Annotated in this window: 12 protein-coding genes; 10 read left to right on the top strand and 2 right to left on the bottom strand. The window is 64.9% G+C overall.

The window, feature by feature from the left end; all coding sequences use genetic code 11:
• The first annotated feature begins 84 nt into the window (after positions 1 to 84).
• The 3 genes from Q4543_RS10935 to Q4543_RS10925 all read left to right on the top strand — a co-directional run bounded on the left by Q4543_RS10935 (position 85) and on the right by Q4543_RS10925 (position 2799).
• Positions 85 to 636, top strand: a complete 552-nt coding sequence (locus Q4543_RS10935; RefSeq protein WP_303438215.1) for a hypothetical protein — start codon at positions 85 to 87, stop codon at positions 634 to 636.
• A 124-nt stretch (positions 637 to 760) separates the two neighbouring features.
• Complete coding sequence (sseA, locus tag Q4543_RS10930; RefSeq protein ID WP_216003218.1) at positions 761 to 1615, top strand: 3-mercaptopyruvate sulfurtransferase; 855 nt, start codon at positions 761 to 763, stop codon at positions 1613 to 1615.
• Positions 1615 to 2799: an amino acid aminotransferase gene (locus tag Q4543_RS10925; RefSeq protein ID WP_303438213.1), complete on the top strand. Its 1185-nt coding sequence runs from the start codon at positions 1615 to 1617 to the stop codon at positions 2797 to 2799. The genes sseA and Q4543_RS10925 overlap by 1 nt, the downstream gene beginning before the upstream one ends.
• Positions 2800 to 2838: 39 nt before the next feature.
• On the opposite strand, the gene Q4543_RS10920 is transcribed toward Q4543_RS10925, so the two are convergent.
• Complete coding sequence (locus Q4543_RS10920) at positions 2839 to 3183, bottom strand: antibiotic biosynthesis monooxygenase (RefSeq protein ID WP_303438211.1); 345 nt, start codon at positions 3181 to 3183, stop codon at positions 2839 to 2841.
• A 229-nt stretch (positions 3184 to 3412) separates the two neighbouring features.
• Between Q4543_RS10920 and Q4543_RS10915 the strand changes: the two genes are divergently transcribed.
• The 7 genes from Q4543_RS10915 to Q4543_RS10885 all read left to right on the top strand — a co-directional run bounded on the left by Q4543_RS10915 (position 3413) and on the right by Q4543_RS10885 (position 11283).
• Complete coding sequence (locus Q4543_RS10915; RefSeq protein WP_303438208.1) at positions 3413 to 4090, top strand: hypothetical protein; 678 nt, start codon at positions 3413 to 3415, stop codon at positions 4088 to 4090.
• A gap of 70 nt (positions 4091 to 4160) precedes the next feature.
• A complete protein-coding gene (gene deoC, locus Q4543_RS10910; RefSeq protein ID WP_303438205.1) occupies positions 4161 to 5147 on the top strand; it encodes a deoxyribose-phosphate aldolase in 987 nt (328 codons plus the stop codon).
• Positions 5148 to 5307: 160 nt separating this feature from the next.
• Positions 5308 to 6333, top strand: coding sequence for a BMP family protein (locus Q4543_RS10905; RefSeq protein WP_303438204.1), 1026 nt, complete (start codon positions 5308 to 5310; stop codon positions 6331 to 6333).
• 14 nt (positions 6334 to 6347) lie between these two features.
• A complete protein-coding gene (locus Q4543_RS10900) occupies positions 6348 to 7859 on the top strand; it encodes an ABC transporter ATP-binding protein (RefSeq protein ID WP_303438226.1) in 1512 nt (503 codons plus the stop codon).
• A 147-nt stretch (positions 7860 to 8006) separates the two neighbouring features.
• Positions 8007 to 9050 (top strand): ABC transporter permease, encoded by a 1044-nt coding sequence (locus tag Q4543_RS10895; RefSeq protein ID WP_303438201.1) that lies wholly within the window; start codon positions 8007 to 8009, stop codon positions 9048 to 9050.
• Positions 9047 to 9994, top strand: coding sequence for an ABC transporter permease (locus tag Q4543_RS10890; protein ID WP_303438198.1), 948 nt, complete (start codon positions 9047 to 9049; stop codon positions 9992 to 9994). Before Q4543_RS10895 ends, Q4543_RS10890 begins: the two co-directional genes overlap by 4 nt.
• Positions 9994 to 11283, top strand: a complete 1290-nt coding sequence (locus tag Q4543_RS10885; protein WP_303438195.1) for an amidohydrolase family protein — start codon at positions 9994 to 9996, stop codon at positions 11281 to 11283. The genes Q4543_RS10890 and Q4543_RS10885 overlap by 1 nt, the downstream gene beginning before the upstream one ends.
• 150 nt (positions 11284 to 11433) lie before the next feature.
• Here the strand turns inward: Q4543_RS10885 and smc are convergent, their stop codons facing one another.
• Positions 11434 to 14889: a chromosome segregation protein SMC gene (smc, locus tag Q4543_RS10880; protein ID WP_303438193.1), complete on the bottom strand. Its 3456-nt coding sequence runs from the start codon at positions 14887 to 14889 to the stop codon at positions 11434 to 11436.
• Positions 14890 to 14979 lie beyond the last annotated feature (90 nt).

The raw sequence follows: 14979 nt of genomic DNA, 5'->3' as shown, positions 1-14979 counted from the left end.
CGATGAAGGACTGGCACAAACTCAAGCCAGAGCTGTTCAAGAAACAGCCATATTACCTGCCGGGATGTGACAGCTAGACTACTGATGCGGATTGGCCTTGAAGATATCCTCGGTTATGAAATTTTAGGGAATAGCGATAATTTTTACGAACGCATGCTCAGCATAACAGATCGGATTGCCCTTGAATTGCAAGAACTCGGATTGAAAGTTGCGAAGGAAGCAGAAAAAAACTCTGGGAAAATTGACCAGAGAGTGCTTGATCGCGCAGTTCGAAAATGGGCGAAAAACTCTATTCGAGCTTTTTGCACAATGGTCTCGAACAGGATGAATTCACGTGACACCAAAGCAGCGCGTCGGAACCAATGCATCTACGCATGCGGCACGATAGACGCTGACCGCTTCACTTATAAAGACATAGAAGAAAAAATTCGAGAGCTTTTCCCGAACTCCACAAATGGAGTGACGCTCAACGTATCGGGAGAGCTATCAAAACTTGCCAAAGACGAAAATGCGCTCTTAAAGCGACTACCGACTGATGATGCCTACCGCCTCTCAAGTCCGAAGGTTCGAATGGCAATAAGAACTATGCTTTCCATAAGTGACGGGAAGGTTGTGCGTACGATTACTGATATCTAAACTATACTCATAGACCAGCTAAAACTTCGTGGTGTGCAGCCCCATCCCCACCCCTCCCCTTGCACCCAAGCCCCCCAACGCTTAGGAAAACACCGCGCAACCTGCCACGGGAGGGCCTTTGACGATGCAAGACGACCCAAGGACGCTGGTCTCGACGGACTGGCTGGCCGCGCATCTGAAAGATCCCGATCTGCGCCTCCTCGATGCCACTTGGCACATGCCCGGCTCGGGGCGCGATCCGCGCAAGGAATATGACGCCGCTCATATCCCCGGTGCACGCTTCTTTGATATCGACGACGTCAGCGATGCCCGCTCGGAGCTGCCGCATATGGTGCCCCCGGTGGAAAAATTCATGTCGCGGATGCGGGCGCTTGGGGTCGGCGACGGCCATCAGATCGTGGTCTACGACAGCTACGGTCTGTTCAGCGCCGCCCGCGTCTGGTGGTTGTTCAAGCTGATGGGACACGACGATATCGCCGTGCTCGACGGCGGTCTGGCCAAATGGCAGGCCGAAGGGCGTGACATCGAAGACATGCCCCCGGTGATCCGTGACCGCCACATGACCGTGCGCCGCCAGAACCAGATGGTGCGCGACGTGACGCAGGTTTCAGCCGCCTCGAAGCTGAAAGACACCGAAATCATCGACGCCCGCGCCCCCGAGCGGTTTCGTGGCGAGGTGGCCGAGCCGCGCCCCGGTCTGCGCTCTGGCCATATCCCCGGCGCAAGGAACGTGCCTTTCGGCTCCGTTCTCAACGCCGATGGCACCATGAAGGCCCCCGCCGATCTGCGCGCCACCTTCGAGGCCGCCGGCGTCGATCTGAAAAAGCCCGCAATCACCTCCTGTGGGTCCGGCGTCACCGCCGCGATCCTCAACCTTGCCCTGACGCGGATCGGCAAGGACGACCATTCCCTCTATGACGGGTCCTGGAGCGAATGGGGGCAGTTCCCCACCCTTCCCGTCGCTACCGGAGACGCCTGATGTTCGAAAATCTCAAGGAACAGCCCGCCGACAAGATCTTGGCGCTGATGCAACAGTATCGCGAAGACCCGCGCGACACCAAGATCGACCTTGGCGTCGGCGTCTACAAGGATGCCAGCGGCAACACCCCGATCATGCGCGCGATCAAGGCCGCCGAGAAAAAGCTCTGGGAGGCCGAGACCACCAAGAGCTACACCGGCCTTGCGGGCGATCCCGGCTTTGCCGATGCGCTGTCCAGCCTCGTGCTTGGCGATGCGGTGCCGCGCGGCAATATCGCGGCGGCGGCCACCCCCGGCGGCACCGGCGCGGTGCGTCAGGGCTTTGATCTCGTGCTTCAGGCGAACCCCAAGGCCAAGATCTGGGTGTCCGATCCGACCTGGCCGAACCACCTGTCGATCCTCAAGCACATGAAGCTGCCCTTCACCGAATACCGCTATTTCGACAGCGAAACCCGGGCGGTGGATTTCACCCACATGATCGCCGACCTGACCGCAGTCGCCCCCGGCGACGTGGTGCTGCTGCACGGATGCTGCCACAACCCGACCGGCGCCAACCTGACGCAGGCGCAGTGGAAGGCCATCATCCAACTGCTGTTGGAAAAAGAAGCGGTGCCGATGATCGACATCGCCTATCAGGGCTTTGGCGACGGCCTCGAAGAAGACGCGATGGGCACCCGCATGGTCTGCGCGGCGATGCCCGAAGTGATCATCGCGGCCTCTTGCTCCAAGAACTTCGGCATTTATCGCGAGCGCACCGGCCTGCTGATGGCCGTGTCCAAGGACGCCGCGCGCACCAAGCTCAACCAGGGCACGCTGAACTACCTCAACCGGCAGAATTACAGCTTCCCGCCGGACCACGGGGCGCGGCTTGTCACCATGGTGCTGAACGATCCCGAACTGCGCGCCGACTGGGCCGCAGAACTCGAAGAGGTTCGTAGCTCGATGCTCGGCCTGCGCCAGCAACTCGCGGATGAGCTGAAACGCCTGACCAACTCCGATCGCTTCAATTTTATCGCGCAACACCGGGGTATGTTCTCACGTCTCGGCGCAACGCCGGAACAGGTGGAAACCCTGCGCCGCGATTTCGGCATCTACATGGTCGGCGATTCGCGCCTGAACATCGCGGGCCTGAACAAGACCACCGTGCCGATCCTCGCCGACGCCATCGTCAAGGCCGGCATCTGATCCCTGCGGCGGCGCCCCACAACGGGCGCCGCCTGCCCCTCAGCCATGGCACGCAAGACTGTCCTGCGGCGCCTCATCCCGCTCGGTCATGCCGTAATCGCGCAGCACATGACACACCCGCAGACGATAATCGGCAAAGATGCCGTCCCGTCCCGCCTTCTGCGCGCCGCGATGCGCCGCCAGCCGGCGCCATCGCGCCACCGCCGCCTCGTCTTCGAAGAAACTGATCGACAACAGCTTGCCCGGCGTCGTCAGACTTTCGAACCGCTCGACAGAGATGAACCCCTCGACCTCCTCGACCATAGGGCGCATCGCCGCGGCGATATCCAGATAGTCTGTACGCCGCCCCTCTGCCGGGACGACTTCGAAAATGATGGCGATCATAGCACTCCTCCGTTTGCCCCACCTTGCCGCCACCCCCGCCCGTCTTTCAAGCGCTCAGAGCGCCGCCAGACAGTGCAACGCTCCCCGCTTCTTCTGGCCGGAAATATCCCGGGGGGTTTGGGGGCTGGCCCCCCATCTGCCCGACGCTCCCATCCGGGACAGCTCAGGCAAAGAATTGCATGATCCGCCCGCGAAGCGTAATCGAGTAACACAACCAAAGGGCATCGGCATGACGGCAAAACGGCGCGGAGTCATCTATACAGCTTGGGGGCGCGAACACGTCGACGTCGCGCGGCGCTCTGCGGCAAGCGTGAAGCGCACCAACCCCGACATCGAAACCGCCATCTGGTGCAAACAGGGCGACGACATTTCGGGCTTCGACAAAGGCTACATCATCCCCGACGGGATGAAGCGCCCCAAGATCGAACTGCTCTCGCAATCCCCCTATGACGAGACGCTGTACCTCGACAACGACACCATCATCCGAGCCGATCTGAGCCCGATGTTCGATCTGCTGCGCAAATACGAACTATGCGGCGCGCAGGTGATCCTATGGCACCGCAAGCGCCACCTGAAGAAGATCGACCTCGACCTTCCCGAAAGCTTCCCCGAGATCAACTGCGGCGTGCTGCTCTATCGCAAATCCCCGCGCACCGATGCGTTCTTTGCCGACTGGGTGCGGCGCTACCTTGCCTCGGGCATGAAGATCGACCAACCCGCCTTCCGCGAGGCGCTCTGGGACTCCGACGTAGATTTCTACGTTCTTCCCCCGCAGTACAACAAACGGGTGTTCGAAGCCTCCGAGCTGATCTGGTCCGACGCCCCCAAGGCGCGGATTTTCCATCTCGAACTGCTGCGCCCGCAAAAGAACCCCCTGCTGCGCTGGCTGTCCGACCGGATTCGCTAAGGCTGACGTGGCGCGCTATCTTGTGCCCCAAGGCGCCCCCGTGCGAGCGTCCGACCCCGAGGAGCAAGCCATGATTGATACCCAGATAGCCCTGACCCACCTTCCCCAGACGATGGCCCCGCGCAATCCCGGCATGGCGCTCGACATGGACAAGGTGATGCGGGCAACGGCCAACCGCTCGGCGATCGAACGCCGCGCCGCGACCCTGCCGGGGCGCAGGTCTCTGAAAAAGGATCATCAGGCAGCATGGCTGGCGCGGGCGATCACCTGCATCGACCTCACCACGCTGGCGGGCGACGACACGCCGGGCCGGGTGGCCCGGCTTTGCGCCAAGGCACGCCAGCCGGTCCGCGCAGATTTGCTCGAGGCGCTGGGGCTTTCGGGCCTGACCGTCGGCGCGGTCTGCGTCTATCACGACATGATCGCCCCGGCGGTGGCAGCGCTTGCCGGGTCGAACATCCCGATCGCCGCCGTCTCCACCGGCTTTCCGGCGGGGCTGTCGCCCTTCCCCCTGCGCGTCGCTGAGATCACTGGAAGCGTCAAGGCCGGCGCCCGCGAGATCGATATCGTGATCTCGCGCCGCAAGGTGCTGACCGGCGACTGGCATGGGCTCTACGACGAAATGCGCGCCTTTCGCGAAGCTTGCGGCGATGCCCATATCAAGGCGATCCTCGCCACCGGCGAGCTTGGCACGCTACAGAACGTCGCCAAGGCCTCGATGGTCTGCATGATGGCCGGGGCGGATTTCATCAAGACCTCGACCGGCAAGGAAAGCGTCAACGCGACCCTGCCTGTCAGTCTTGTGATGATGCGGGCGATCCGCGACTACCACGACGCCACCGGCTACCGGGTCGGCTACAAGCCCGCAGGCGGCATTTCCAAGGCGAAGGACGCGCTGGTCTACCTGTCGCTGCTCAAGGACGAGCTGGGTGATCGCTGGTTGCGCCCCGACCTGTTCCGCTTTGGCGCCTCCTCGCTATTGGGTGACATCGAACGCCAGCTCGACCATCACGTGACCGGCGCCTATTCCGCCAGCTGGCGTCACGCGCTGGCCTGAGACGCGCCTCTCGCGCCCTGCCCGATTTACAGGCGCCGACCACCGCCCGCGCCATCACCGCGCGGGAATTTGCGCTGCGGCGCGATTGAGTCTTGTGAGCCGCCCGCCCATTCCCTTACCGTTTGGTCAAAAACTAATCATCAACAGGGGAATGGGTCCAATGACCGACCGTAAGAAAATGCTTGCCGAAATGACGCGGCGGCGGATGCTGCTGGGCTCTGCGGGCCTTGCCGTCGCTGCCGGAATGCTGCCCGCAAAGCTCTTTGCGCAGGATCCGATTGCCGTAGCCGGAATTTATACCGTGCCCGTCGAACAACAATGGGTCAGCCGCATCCACGTCGCCGCCGAGGCCGCCGCCGAGCAGGGGCTGATCACCTATACCTTCAGCGAAAACACCGCCAACACCGACTATCCACGCGTCATGCGCGAATACGCCGAACAGGGCGTGCAACTGATCATCGGCGAGATCTTCGGCGTCGAACAGGAGGCCCGCGAGGTGGTGCTCGATTACCCGGACACCGCCTTCCTGATGGGCTCGTCCTTCCTGCCCGACCCCGATTACCCCAACCTCGCGGTATTCGACAATTACATTCAGGATGCGTCCTACCTGTCGGGCATCATCGCCGGCGCGATGAGCGAGTCCGGCAAGATCGGCATGGTCGGCGGCTTCCCCATCCCCGAGGTCAACCGCCTTATGAACGCCTTTATGGCCGGCGTGCAGGAGGTCAAGCCCGAGGCAGAGTTTCAGGTCAGCTTCATCGGCTCGTGGTTCGATCCGCCCAAGGCCAAGGAAACCGCCTTTGCGATGATCGAGTCCGGCGTGGACATGCTCTATGCTGAACGCTTCGGCGTGTCGGATGCGGCGCAGGAAAAGGGCATCCTTGCCATCGGCAACGTCATCGACACGCAAGCCGATTACCCCGACACCGTGGTCGCCTCGGCGCTGTGGGATTTTGGCCCGACGCTGGCCGCCGCCATCGCCAAGGTCTCTGATGGCAGCTTCGAGGCCGACAATTACGGCCTTTACAGCTTCATGAAGGAAGGCGGCTGCTCGCTCGCCCCGCTTGGCACCTTCGAGGGCAAAATCCCGCAAGACGCGCTGGATCTGGTCGCCGCCAAGCAGGCCGCCATCAAGGACGGCAGCTTCGAGGTCACCATCGACGACAGCGAGCCCGCCTCGTCCTGATGCGCATCGACCTCATGGCGCAGGGCCCGGTCCTGCGCCTTTCCGGCATCACCAAACGCTTCGGCGGGCTGATTGCGAATGACGGGATTTCCCTGAGCCTCGCGCGCGGCGAGGTCGTGGCACTGCTGGGCGAAAACGGCGCGGGCAAGACCACGCTGATGAACATCCTGTTCGGCCATTACACCGCCGACGCCGGCACGGTCGAGGTCATGGGCCAGACCCTGCCCCCCGGCCAGCCCGGCGCGGCGCTCAAGGCAGGCGTCGGCATGGTGCACCAGCATTTCACCTTGGCGGACAACCTGACGGTGCTCGACAACGTTCTGCTGGGCACGCGGCCGCTGCTATCGCTGTCCTCAGGGCGCAGCGCGGCGCGCGCACGCCTGGCGCAGCTGGCGCAGGATTTCGGCCTTGCGGTCAACCCCGATGCCCGCGTCGCAACCCTGTCGGTGGGGGAACGCCAGCGGGTCGAGATCCTCAAGGCGCTCTATCGCGACGCCCGCATCCTGATCCTTGATGAACCCACAGCGGTGCTGACCCCGCAAGAGGCCGACGCGCTGTTCGATACGCTGCGCCGGATGACGCAGCAGGGCCTGTCGGTGATCTTCATCAGCCACAAGCTGCACGAGGTGATGGCAATTTCCTCGCGCGTGCTGGTGCTGCGCCACGGCAAGCTGGTGGGCGAAACCGCCACCGCGCAAACCGATCGCCACCAGCTCGCCACACTGATGGTCGGCGCAGAAATCACCGCCCCCGCCCCGGCCAAGGCCCGCCCCGGCGCGACCCTGTTGAAGCTCGACAAGGTCAGCACCGCAAGGCAGGGCAACCGGCCCGGCCTCGAGCAGATCACCATGGAGCTGCGCGCGGGGCAGATCCTCGGCCTCGCCGGTGTTTCCGGCAATGGTCAGGGCGCATTGGCCGATCTCCTCTGCGGCCTCGACAGCCCCACCGAAGGCAGCCTGACCATCGCTGGAACCACCCCGCAGACATGGTCCCCCCGCGCCGCGCTGGACCACCGCATCGGGCGCATTCCCGAAGATCGGCACAAGACCGGCACCATCGCCGATTTCACCCTGACCGAAAACGCCGTGCTGGAAAGCTACGCCGCAGGCGGCGGCTGGATGAACTGGCGCGCCGCCCGCGCCGCCACTGCCGGAATCATCGACAAATACGACATCCGCTGCCCCGGCCCGGACACCCGTATCCGCCTGCTGTCGGGCGGCAACATGCAAAAGCTCATCCTTGGCCGCGTGCTGGAAACCGCCCCGCGCATCATCCTCGCCAACCAGCCGGTCCGTGGCCTCGATATCGGCGCGGTCACCTACGTGCAGGAACAGCTCATCGCCGCCCGCGACGCAGGCGCGGCCATCCTGCTCATCTCCGAAGATCTCGACGAAATCCTCAGCCTATCGGACCGCATCCGCGTCATCTCGCAAGGCCGCCTCTCCCCTGACTTCCCCCGAGGCACAAAAACCCCGACCGAACTTGGCCAATGGATGGCCGGACAAGGCTTCGACCATGCCGCCTGAATCCCAATCCACATCAAGGGCGCCCCTCCCTTCTTCTGGCGAAAAATATCCCGGGGGTGTGGGGGCTGGCCCCCACTGCTCACCGCGCGCGCGGTCGGCCTACCACGTCCTTCCCCACGCACCGCTTGCGGCAAGGATCCCATTCTGATGCGCCTCGAACCCATCGCTGCCCCGAGTCCCGCCCGCACCTTCGCCCCACCGGCCATCGCCATCGCGGCAACCATCGCCGTCGCGGCGCTCCTTGCGGCGCTGGCCGGGGCCAACCCGGCTCAGACCCTCGGGTTGATCCTCAAGGGCGCTGCCGGGTCGAAATTCGCCGCTCTGGAGACGCTGAACCGCGCCACGCCGCTGATCTTCACTGGCCTCGCCGTCGCTGTCGCCTTCCGCGCCCGGCTGTGGAACATCGGGGCCGAGGCGCAGCTTTACGCCGGCGCGCTGCTGACCGTGCTGATCGGAACTCAGGGCTTGTCCGGCCCGCTCGCCCTGCCGCTCATGGCGCTTGGCGCTATCCTCGCGGGCGCGATGGTGCTGCTCGGCCCGGTCATCCTGAAAACCCGGCTTGGCGTTGACGAGGTCGTCACCACCCTGCTGCTCAATTTCGTCATGGCCCTGTTGATCTCTTACCTGCTCGAAGGTCCGCTCAAGGATCCCATGGGTATGGGCTGGCCAAAATCGCCCTCGCTGCCACGGGACACGCGGCTGCCCCGCATCATCGACGGGCTGCGCCTGCATTGGGGCTTTGCGCTGGCGCTGATCTGCGCCGCAAGCGTCTGGGTCATGCAAACCCGTACCACGCTGGGCTATGAAATCCGCGCCGTCGGGTTGAACCCCGATGCCGCCCGCTTCGCCGGTATCCCGGTGACGCGTGTGCTGCTGAAAACCGCGCTGATCTCGGGCGGGCTGGCCGCGCTGGCCGGTTTTTCCGAGGTCGCGGGCCTCAAGGGCAACCTGACCACCGACCTGTCGGCCAATTTCGGCTATACCGGCATTGTCGTCGCAATGCTGGCCTTGCTGCATCCGCTCGGGGTCGTGATCTCGGCGCTGTTCGTCGCAGGCATCTTCGTGGGGGCCGACAGCATGTCGCGCGCCGCCGAGGTGCCCACCTATATCGCCGATCTGCTGCTGGCCTGCGCGCTGCTGTTCATGGTGCTGGCGATCTTGCTGACACGGTTCCGGGTGGTGCGCGGATGACCGAGCTTATCGACATCCTGCTCAGCGCCAGCTTCTGGGCCGCCATCCTGCGCATCGCCTCGCCGCTGATCTTCGCCACCATGGGAGAGCTGATCTGCGAGCGCGCCGGGGTGCTCAACCTCGGGATCGAAGGCATCATGGTGTTTGGCGCCTTCGCAGGCTGGGTCACCGTCTATGCCGGGGGGCCATTGTGGCTCGGCGTCGCCGTCGCCTTTGGCGCGGGCGCGCTGTTCGGCGCGCTGCACGGGTTGCTGACCATCCCTTTTGGCCTGTCGCAACATGTGGTCGGCCTTGGCATCACCATGCTGGCCACGGCGGCGGCCTATTACGCCTATCGCCTCGCCCTGCCCGAGGTCACCAACCCGCCGCGCATCACCCCGTTTCAGCCGCTGCACATCCCGGTGCTGTCCGATATCCCTTGGTTCGGGCAGGCGCTGTTCTCGCAAACGGCGCTGACATGGGCGGGCTTTGCCGTGACCGGGCTGACCGCGCTGATCCTGTATCGCACGCCGCTGGGCCTTGCCTTGCGTGCGGCCGGAGAAAACCCGCAGGCGGTCGAGGCGCAGGGCCTGTCGGTCACCGCGCTGCGCATGGGCGCCGTGATCGTGGGATCAGGGCTGATGGCGGTGGGCGGCGCCTTCCTGACCATGTCGGCCTTTTCCAGCTTCTTCTTCGAAATGGTCAACGGGCGCGGCTGGATCTGCATCGCGCTGGTGGTGTTCGGTGCATGGAAGCCGGGCAAGGCGCTGCTGGGCGCGCTGCTGTTCGCCGGGTTCGACGCATTGCAGATCCGCTTGCAACAGACCGGGCTGGGGCAGATCGTGCCCTATCAGGTGTTCCTGATGATCCCCTATCTTTTGTCGATCCTTGCGCTGATTGCCATGTCCCGCCGGGCCGAAGTCCCCGCGGCACTGATGACCCCCTTCAACCGCGGAGACCGCTGATGGCCACATTCGACATTCTCGTCACCGGAGGCATCCTGCCCGACGGCACCGTCAAGGACATCGGCATCACCGGCAGCACCATCAATGCCATTGGCGATCTGTCGGGCAGCGACGCGGGCGAGGTGATCGACGCCGCTGGCGATCTTGTCTCGCCGCCTTTTGTTGATCCGCATTTCCACATGGACGCGACGCTGAGCTACGGCACGCCGCGCATCAACGCCTCCGGCACGCTGCTGGAGGGCATCGCCCTGTGGGGTGAGCTGAAGCAGATCGCCACCGTCGACGAGATGGTGCAGCGCGCGCTGGCCTATTGCGACTGGGCGGTCAGCATGGGGTTGCTGGCGGTGCGCAGCCATGTCGACACCTGCGACGATACGCTTAAAGGGGTCGAGGCGCTTTTGCAGGTGCGCGAGGCGGTCAAACCCTATCTCGACCTGCAACTGGTCGCCTTTCCGCAGGATGGGTTCTACCGCGATCCGACGGCACGGGCGAATACCTTGCGCGCGCTCGATATGGGCGTCGACGTGGTCGGCGGCATCCCGCATTTCGAACGGACCATGGCGGATGGCGCCGCATCCGTGCGCGAGCTGTGCGAGATCGCGGCGGATCGCGGCCTGCTTGTCGATCTGCATTGCGATGAAAGCGACGATCCGATGTCGCGCCATATCGAGACGCTGTGCTACGAAACGCAGCGGCTGGGGCTGGACGGGCGGGTGGCGGGCTCGCACCTGACCTCGATGCATTCGATGGATAATTACTATGTTTCGAAGCTTTTGCCGCTGATGGCCGAAGCGCAGATCGCGGCGATCCCCAACCCGCTGATCAACATCACACTTCAGGGGCGGCACGATACCTTCCCCAAGCGGCGCGGTCTGACGCGGGTCAAGGAGATGCAGGCGCAGGGCATCCGTGTCGGCTGGGGACAGGATTGCGTCCGGGATCCCTGGTATTCGCTGGGCACGGCAGACATGCTGGACGTGGCATTCATGGGGCTGCACGTGGCGCAGATGACCTCTCCGGAAGAGATGCAGCGCTGTTTCACCATGGTGACCGAGGAGAATGCCAAAATCCTGCATCTGGATGACTACGGGCTGGCGGTTGGCAAGGCGGCGTCGCTGGTGGTGCTGGATGCCGGCTCGGCGATCGAGGCGCTACGGCTACGGCCCGACCGGCTGTGCGTGATTTCGAAGGGAAAGGTGGTGTCACGTCAGGCGCGCAACGACGCGCGGCTGGATCTACCGGGACGGCCGGGCGCGGTGCGGCGACGCCACAAGCTGGCGGAGGGCTAGGCCGCTCCCCCGGACGAGGGCAAGTACTCGGATGAGCGACAGCTGGGGGCTGGCCCCGAACAAGCAACAGCCGGGGGCCAGCCCCCGGACCCCCGGGATATTTTCGGCCAGAAGAAAGGCGGGCGCGGCGCCTTCGACTTGCAAAAGAGGTCAGGCGACGAGCTTTTCGGCCCTTTTGAGATCGACCGAGACCAGTTGCGAGACGCCCTGTTCCTGCATCGTGACCCCGAACAGACGGTCCATCCGCGACATGGTCACAGCGTGATGCGTGATGATAAGGAAGCGAGTGTCGGTGCGGCGGCACATTTCGTCCAGCAGGTCGCAGAAGCGCGTGACGTTGGCGTCATCGAGCGGCGCGTCGACCTCGTCAAGCACGCAGATCGGCGCGGGGTTGGCGATGAACACCGCAAAGATCAGCGCCATCGCTGTCAGGGTCTGTTCGCCGCCCGACAGCAGCGACAGAGTCGAAAGCTTCTTGCCCGGCGGCTGGCACATGATTTCCAGCCCGGCCTCGAGCGGGTCGTCGGATTCGACCATCACGAGATTGGCTTCGCCACCGTTGAACAGATGCGTGAACAGCAGCCGGAAGTTGCTGTTCACCTGCTCGAACGCGGTGAGCAGCCGTTCGCGCCCTTCGCGGTTCAGAGAGGCAATGCCGGAGCGCAGGGTCTTGATCGCCTCTTCGAGGTCGGTCTTTTCGCTGGCGAGCGTGTCGTGTTCGGTCTGGATCTCTCGGGCGTCTTCCTCGGCGCGCAGATTGACCGCGCCAAGCGCGTCGCGTTGGCGTTTCAGCCGGTTCACATCGGCTTCGATGCGATCTGACGGGGGCATGTCTTCGGGTGCGGTTTCAAGCCGGTCCAGCAGGTTTTGCGGCGTGGTTTCCTGATCTTCGAGAATGCGGGCGGCGGCGGAATCGACCGTTTCGCGCGCGGCCTCGACGCGGGCCTCGGAGCGCGCCCGCGCTTCGCGTGCTTCGGAAGCGAGACGTTCGGCGTCGCGCTCATGAGCGATGGCTTCGCGCAGGGCGGTTTCGGCTTGCACCAACGCCTCGGCGGCGGCGGCGCGGCGGGCCTCGTCACGGGAGATGGCCTCGTTCAGCTCGTCGCGTTTTTCCGCCAGTTCGGCGGGCAGCGCGACGGCTTCTTCCAGTTCATCCTCGGCGGCGGCCTTGCGCTCGGCCAGTTCGGCACTGCGCTTTTCCGCCGTGTCCAGACGGTTGCGCCAGCCCGACAGATCCCTCGCGACCTGTTGCGCCCGGCTTTTGCGGGCCTCACCTTCGCGACGCAGCTCATCATGGGCGGAGCGGCGGGTCATCATGGTCATGCGGGCGGCTTCGACCGTGACCTTGATGTCTTCGACCTCGGCGCGGGCGGTTTCCAGATCGCCCAGATCGGTGACGGCGCGCTCGGCTTCGAGCAGCTGCTTGCGCGCCGTTGTCGCGTCGTCTTCGTGGCGGGTGACCGCCATCGCAAGGCTTTCCAGCTTGCCCGTCGCCATGTTGCGGTCGGCCTCGGCGCGGTTGGCGGCGCGGACCATGTCGTTCAGGTGCTGGTCGGCCTGACGGCGGGCCTCGCGGGCGTTTTTGTCGGCTTGGGTCTGTTGCGCCAGTGTCGCCACCAGAGTCTCATGCGCGGCGCGCATTTCATCGACGCGGGCGGTCGCCTCGGCCATCTCCTGCCTGAGCGTTTCAAGCTTGTTGCGCTGTTCCAGTCGCAGCGCGGCGGCAGAGGGCGCATCTTCGGCCCATGCGCGGTAGCCATCCCAGCGCCACAGATCGCCCTCGAGGCTCACCAGCCGCTGGCCGGGGCGCAGCAACGGTTGCAGGCGGGCGCCATCAACGGCAGAGGCAAGCCCGATCTGCGACATCCGCCGGCCCAGCACTTCGGGCGCCGAGACATGTTGCGACAGCGTCGTCACCCCGGCGGGGAGCGGCTGGCTGTCGTCATAGGGGGGCAGCGCCGCCCAACCGGTGGGGCCGTCGGCATCGACTTCGGGGGCGCGCAGATCGTCGGCAAGCGCTGCGCCAAGCGCCTTTTCATAGCCTTTCTGCACCTGAAGCCGGTCGAGGATCTGACCGCCCTCAGCGGTGTCGCGATCGAGAAGCCGGGCCAAGGCGGTGACCTCGGCGCGCAAGGCGTTGAACTCGCCCTCGGCGCTGGAACGTTCGGCGCGGGCCTCGGCCTCGAGACTGGCGGTTTCGGAGCGCGCGGCGTCGGCGTCGGCGAGATGCTCTTCGGCGGCTTCGGCAGCCTCCTGCGCGGCTTCGGCGGCGTCGCGGGCGTCGTCCATCAGCTGAGCGGCCTCGGCGGCCACATCGCCGGCCTGCGCCACGGCGGCGCGGGCACGGGCGGCCTCGCCATCATAGCGCTCGACCAGCCGTTTGGAATCCGCAAGGAAGCGGTGCGCCGACTGGTGGCGGGCGGCAAGCCGCGCCACATCCTCGGTGCGCTGCGCAAGGTCGGCCTCGCGCTCGTGCAAGGTAGCGGCGGCTTCGGACGCGGCCTCGGAGGCTTCTTCAAGGCGTTCCTCATGGCCCTCGGCGGCATCGGCCAAGGCCTGCGCTTCGGCCTCGAGCTGGGCAATGGTTTCGCCGGCGTCACGGTTCAGCCCGCCTTCGCGCTCCATGTCCTTGGCCATCTGGGCGATGCGGCGGGTCAGCGCGGCAATGGTTTCAGCGGCGCGCCTTTCCTGATCGGACAGCGTGTCACGCTGCACCGTCAGGCGCTGAAGGATCGCCGCCGCGATCGCCTCTTCCTCGCGCAGCGATGGCAGCTTTTCCTCGCGCTCGGCGCGCAGCTTTGCCGCCGCGCGGGCGGCGCCCTCGGCCTGCGCCGCGCCGGTGACGTGGCTGCGATATTCGGTCTCGGCGGCCAGACGGGCGTCGTCGGCTTCCTTCCAGCGACGGAACAGCAACAGCCCTTCGGCGCGGCGCAGCTCTTCGCCGATGGCGCGGTAGCGTGCCGCCTGCCGGGCTTGCCGGGCCAGTTGCCCGAGCTGTCCGGCCAGCTGTTCGACCACGTCATCGACGCGCAGCAGGTTGGCCTCGGCGCTCGACAGCTTCAGCTCCGCCTCGTGGCGACGCTGGTACAGGCCGGAAATGCCCGCGGCTTCTTCGAGAATGCGCCGCCGGTTGCGCGGCTTGGCGTTGATCAGCTCGGCGATCTGTCCCTGCCGCACCAGCGCCGGAGAGGTCGAGCCGGTCGAAGCGTCGGCGAACAGCATCTGCACGTCACGGGCGCGGGTTTCCTTGCCATTGGCCTTGTAGGCAGAGCCGACGTCGCGGGTGATCCGGCGCACGATGTCGAGCTGGTCGGTGTCGTTGAACCCGGCCGGGGCGAGCCGGTCGGAATTGTCGATGGTCAGGCAGACCTCGGCGAAATTGCGCGCCGGGCGGGTCGAGGCACCCGCGAAGATCACGTCTTCCATGCCCGATCCGCGCATCGCCTTGGCGCGGGTTTCCCCCATCACCCAGCGCAGCGCCTCGAGCAGGTTGGACTTGCCGCAGCCATTGGGCCCGACCACGCCGGTCAGCCCGTCGGCAATGACAAGTTCCGTGGGATCGACGAAGCTCTTGAAGCCTGATAGCCGAAGACGTGAGAACTGCACCTGATACTGCCCTGATTCCGTTGCGCCGGACAGTTTCGCCGTTGCAGGCCGGTACTGTCAAACCATTTGGCCTGCATATCGCGGATGATC

Origin of the sequence: Salipiger sp. 1_MG-2023, assembly GCF_030547555.1 — a bacterium.
Classification (GTDB): Bacteria; Pseudomonadota; Alphaproteobacteria; order Rhodobacterales; family Rhodobacteraceae; genus Salipiger.
Note: the sequence above shows the minus strand (reverse complement) of the source record. Positions and strands in the feature narration are given on the sequence as shown.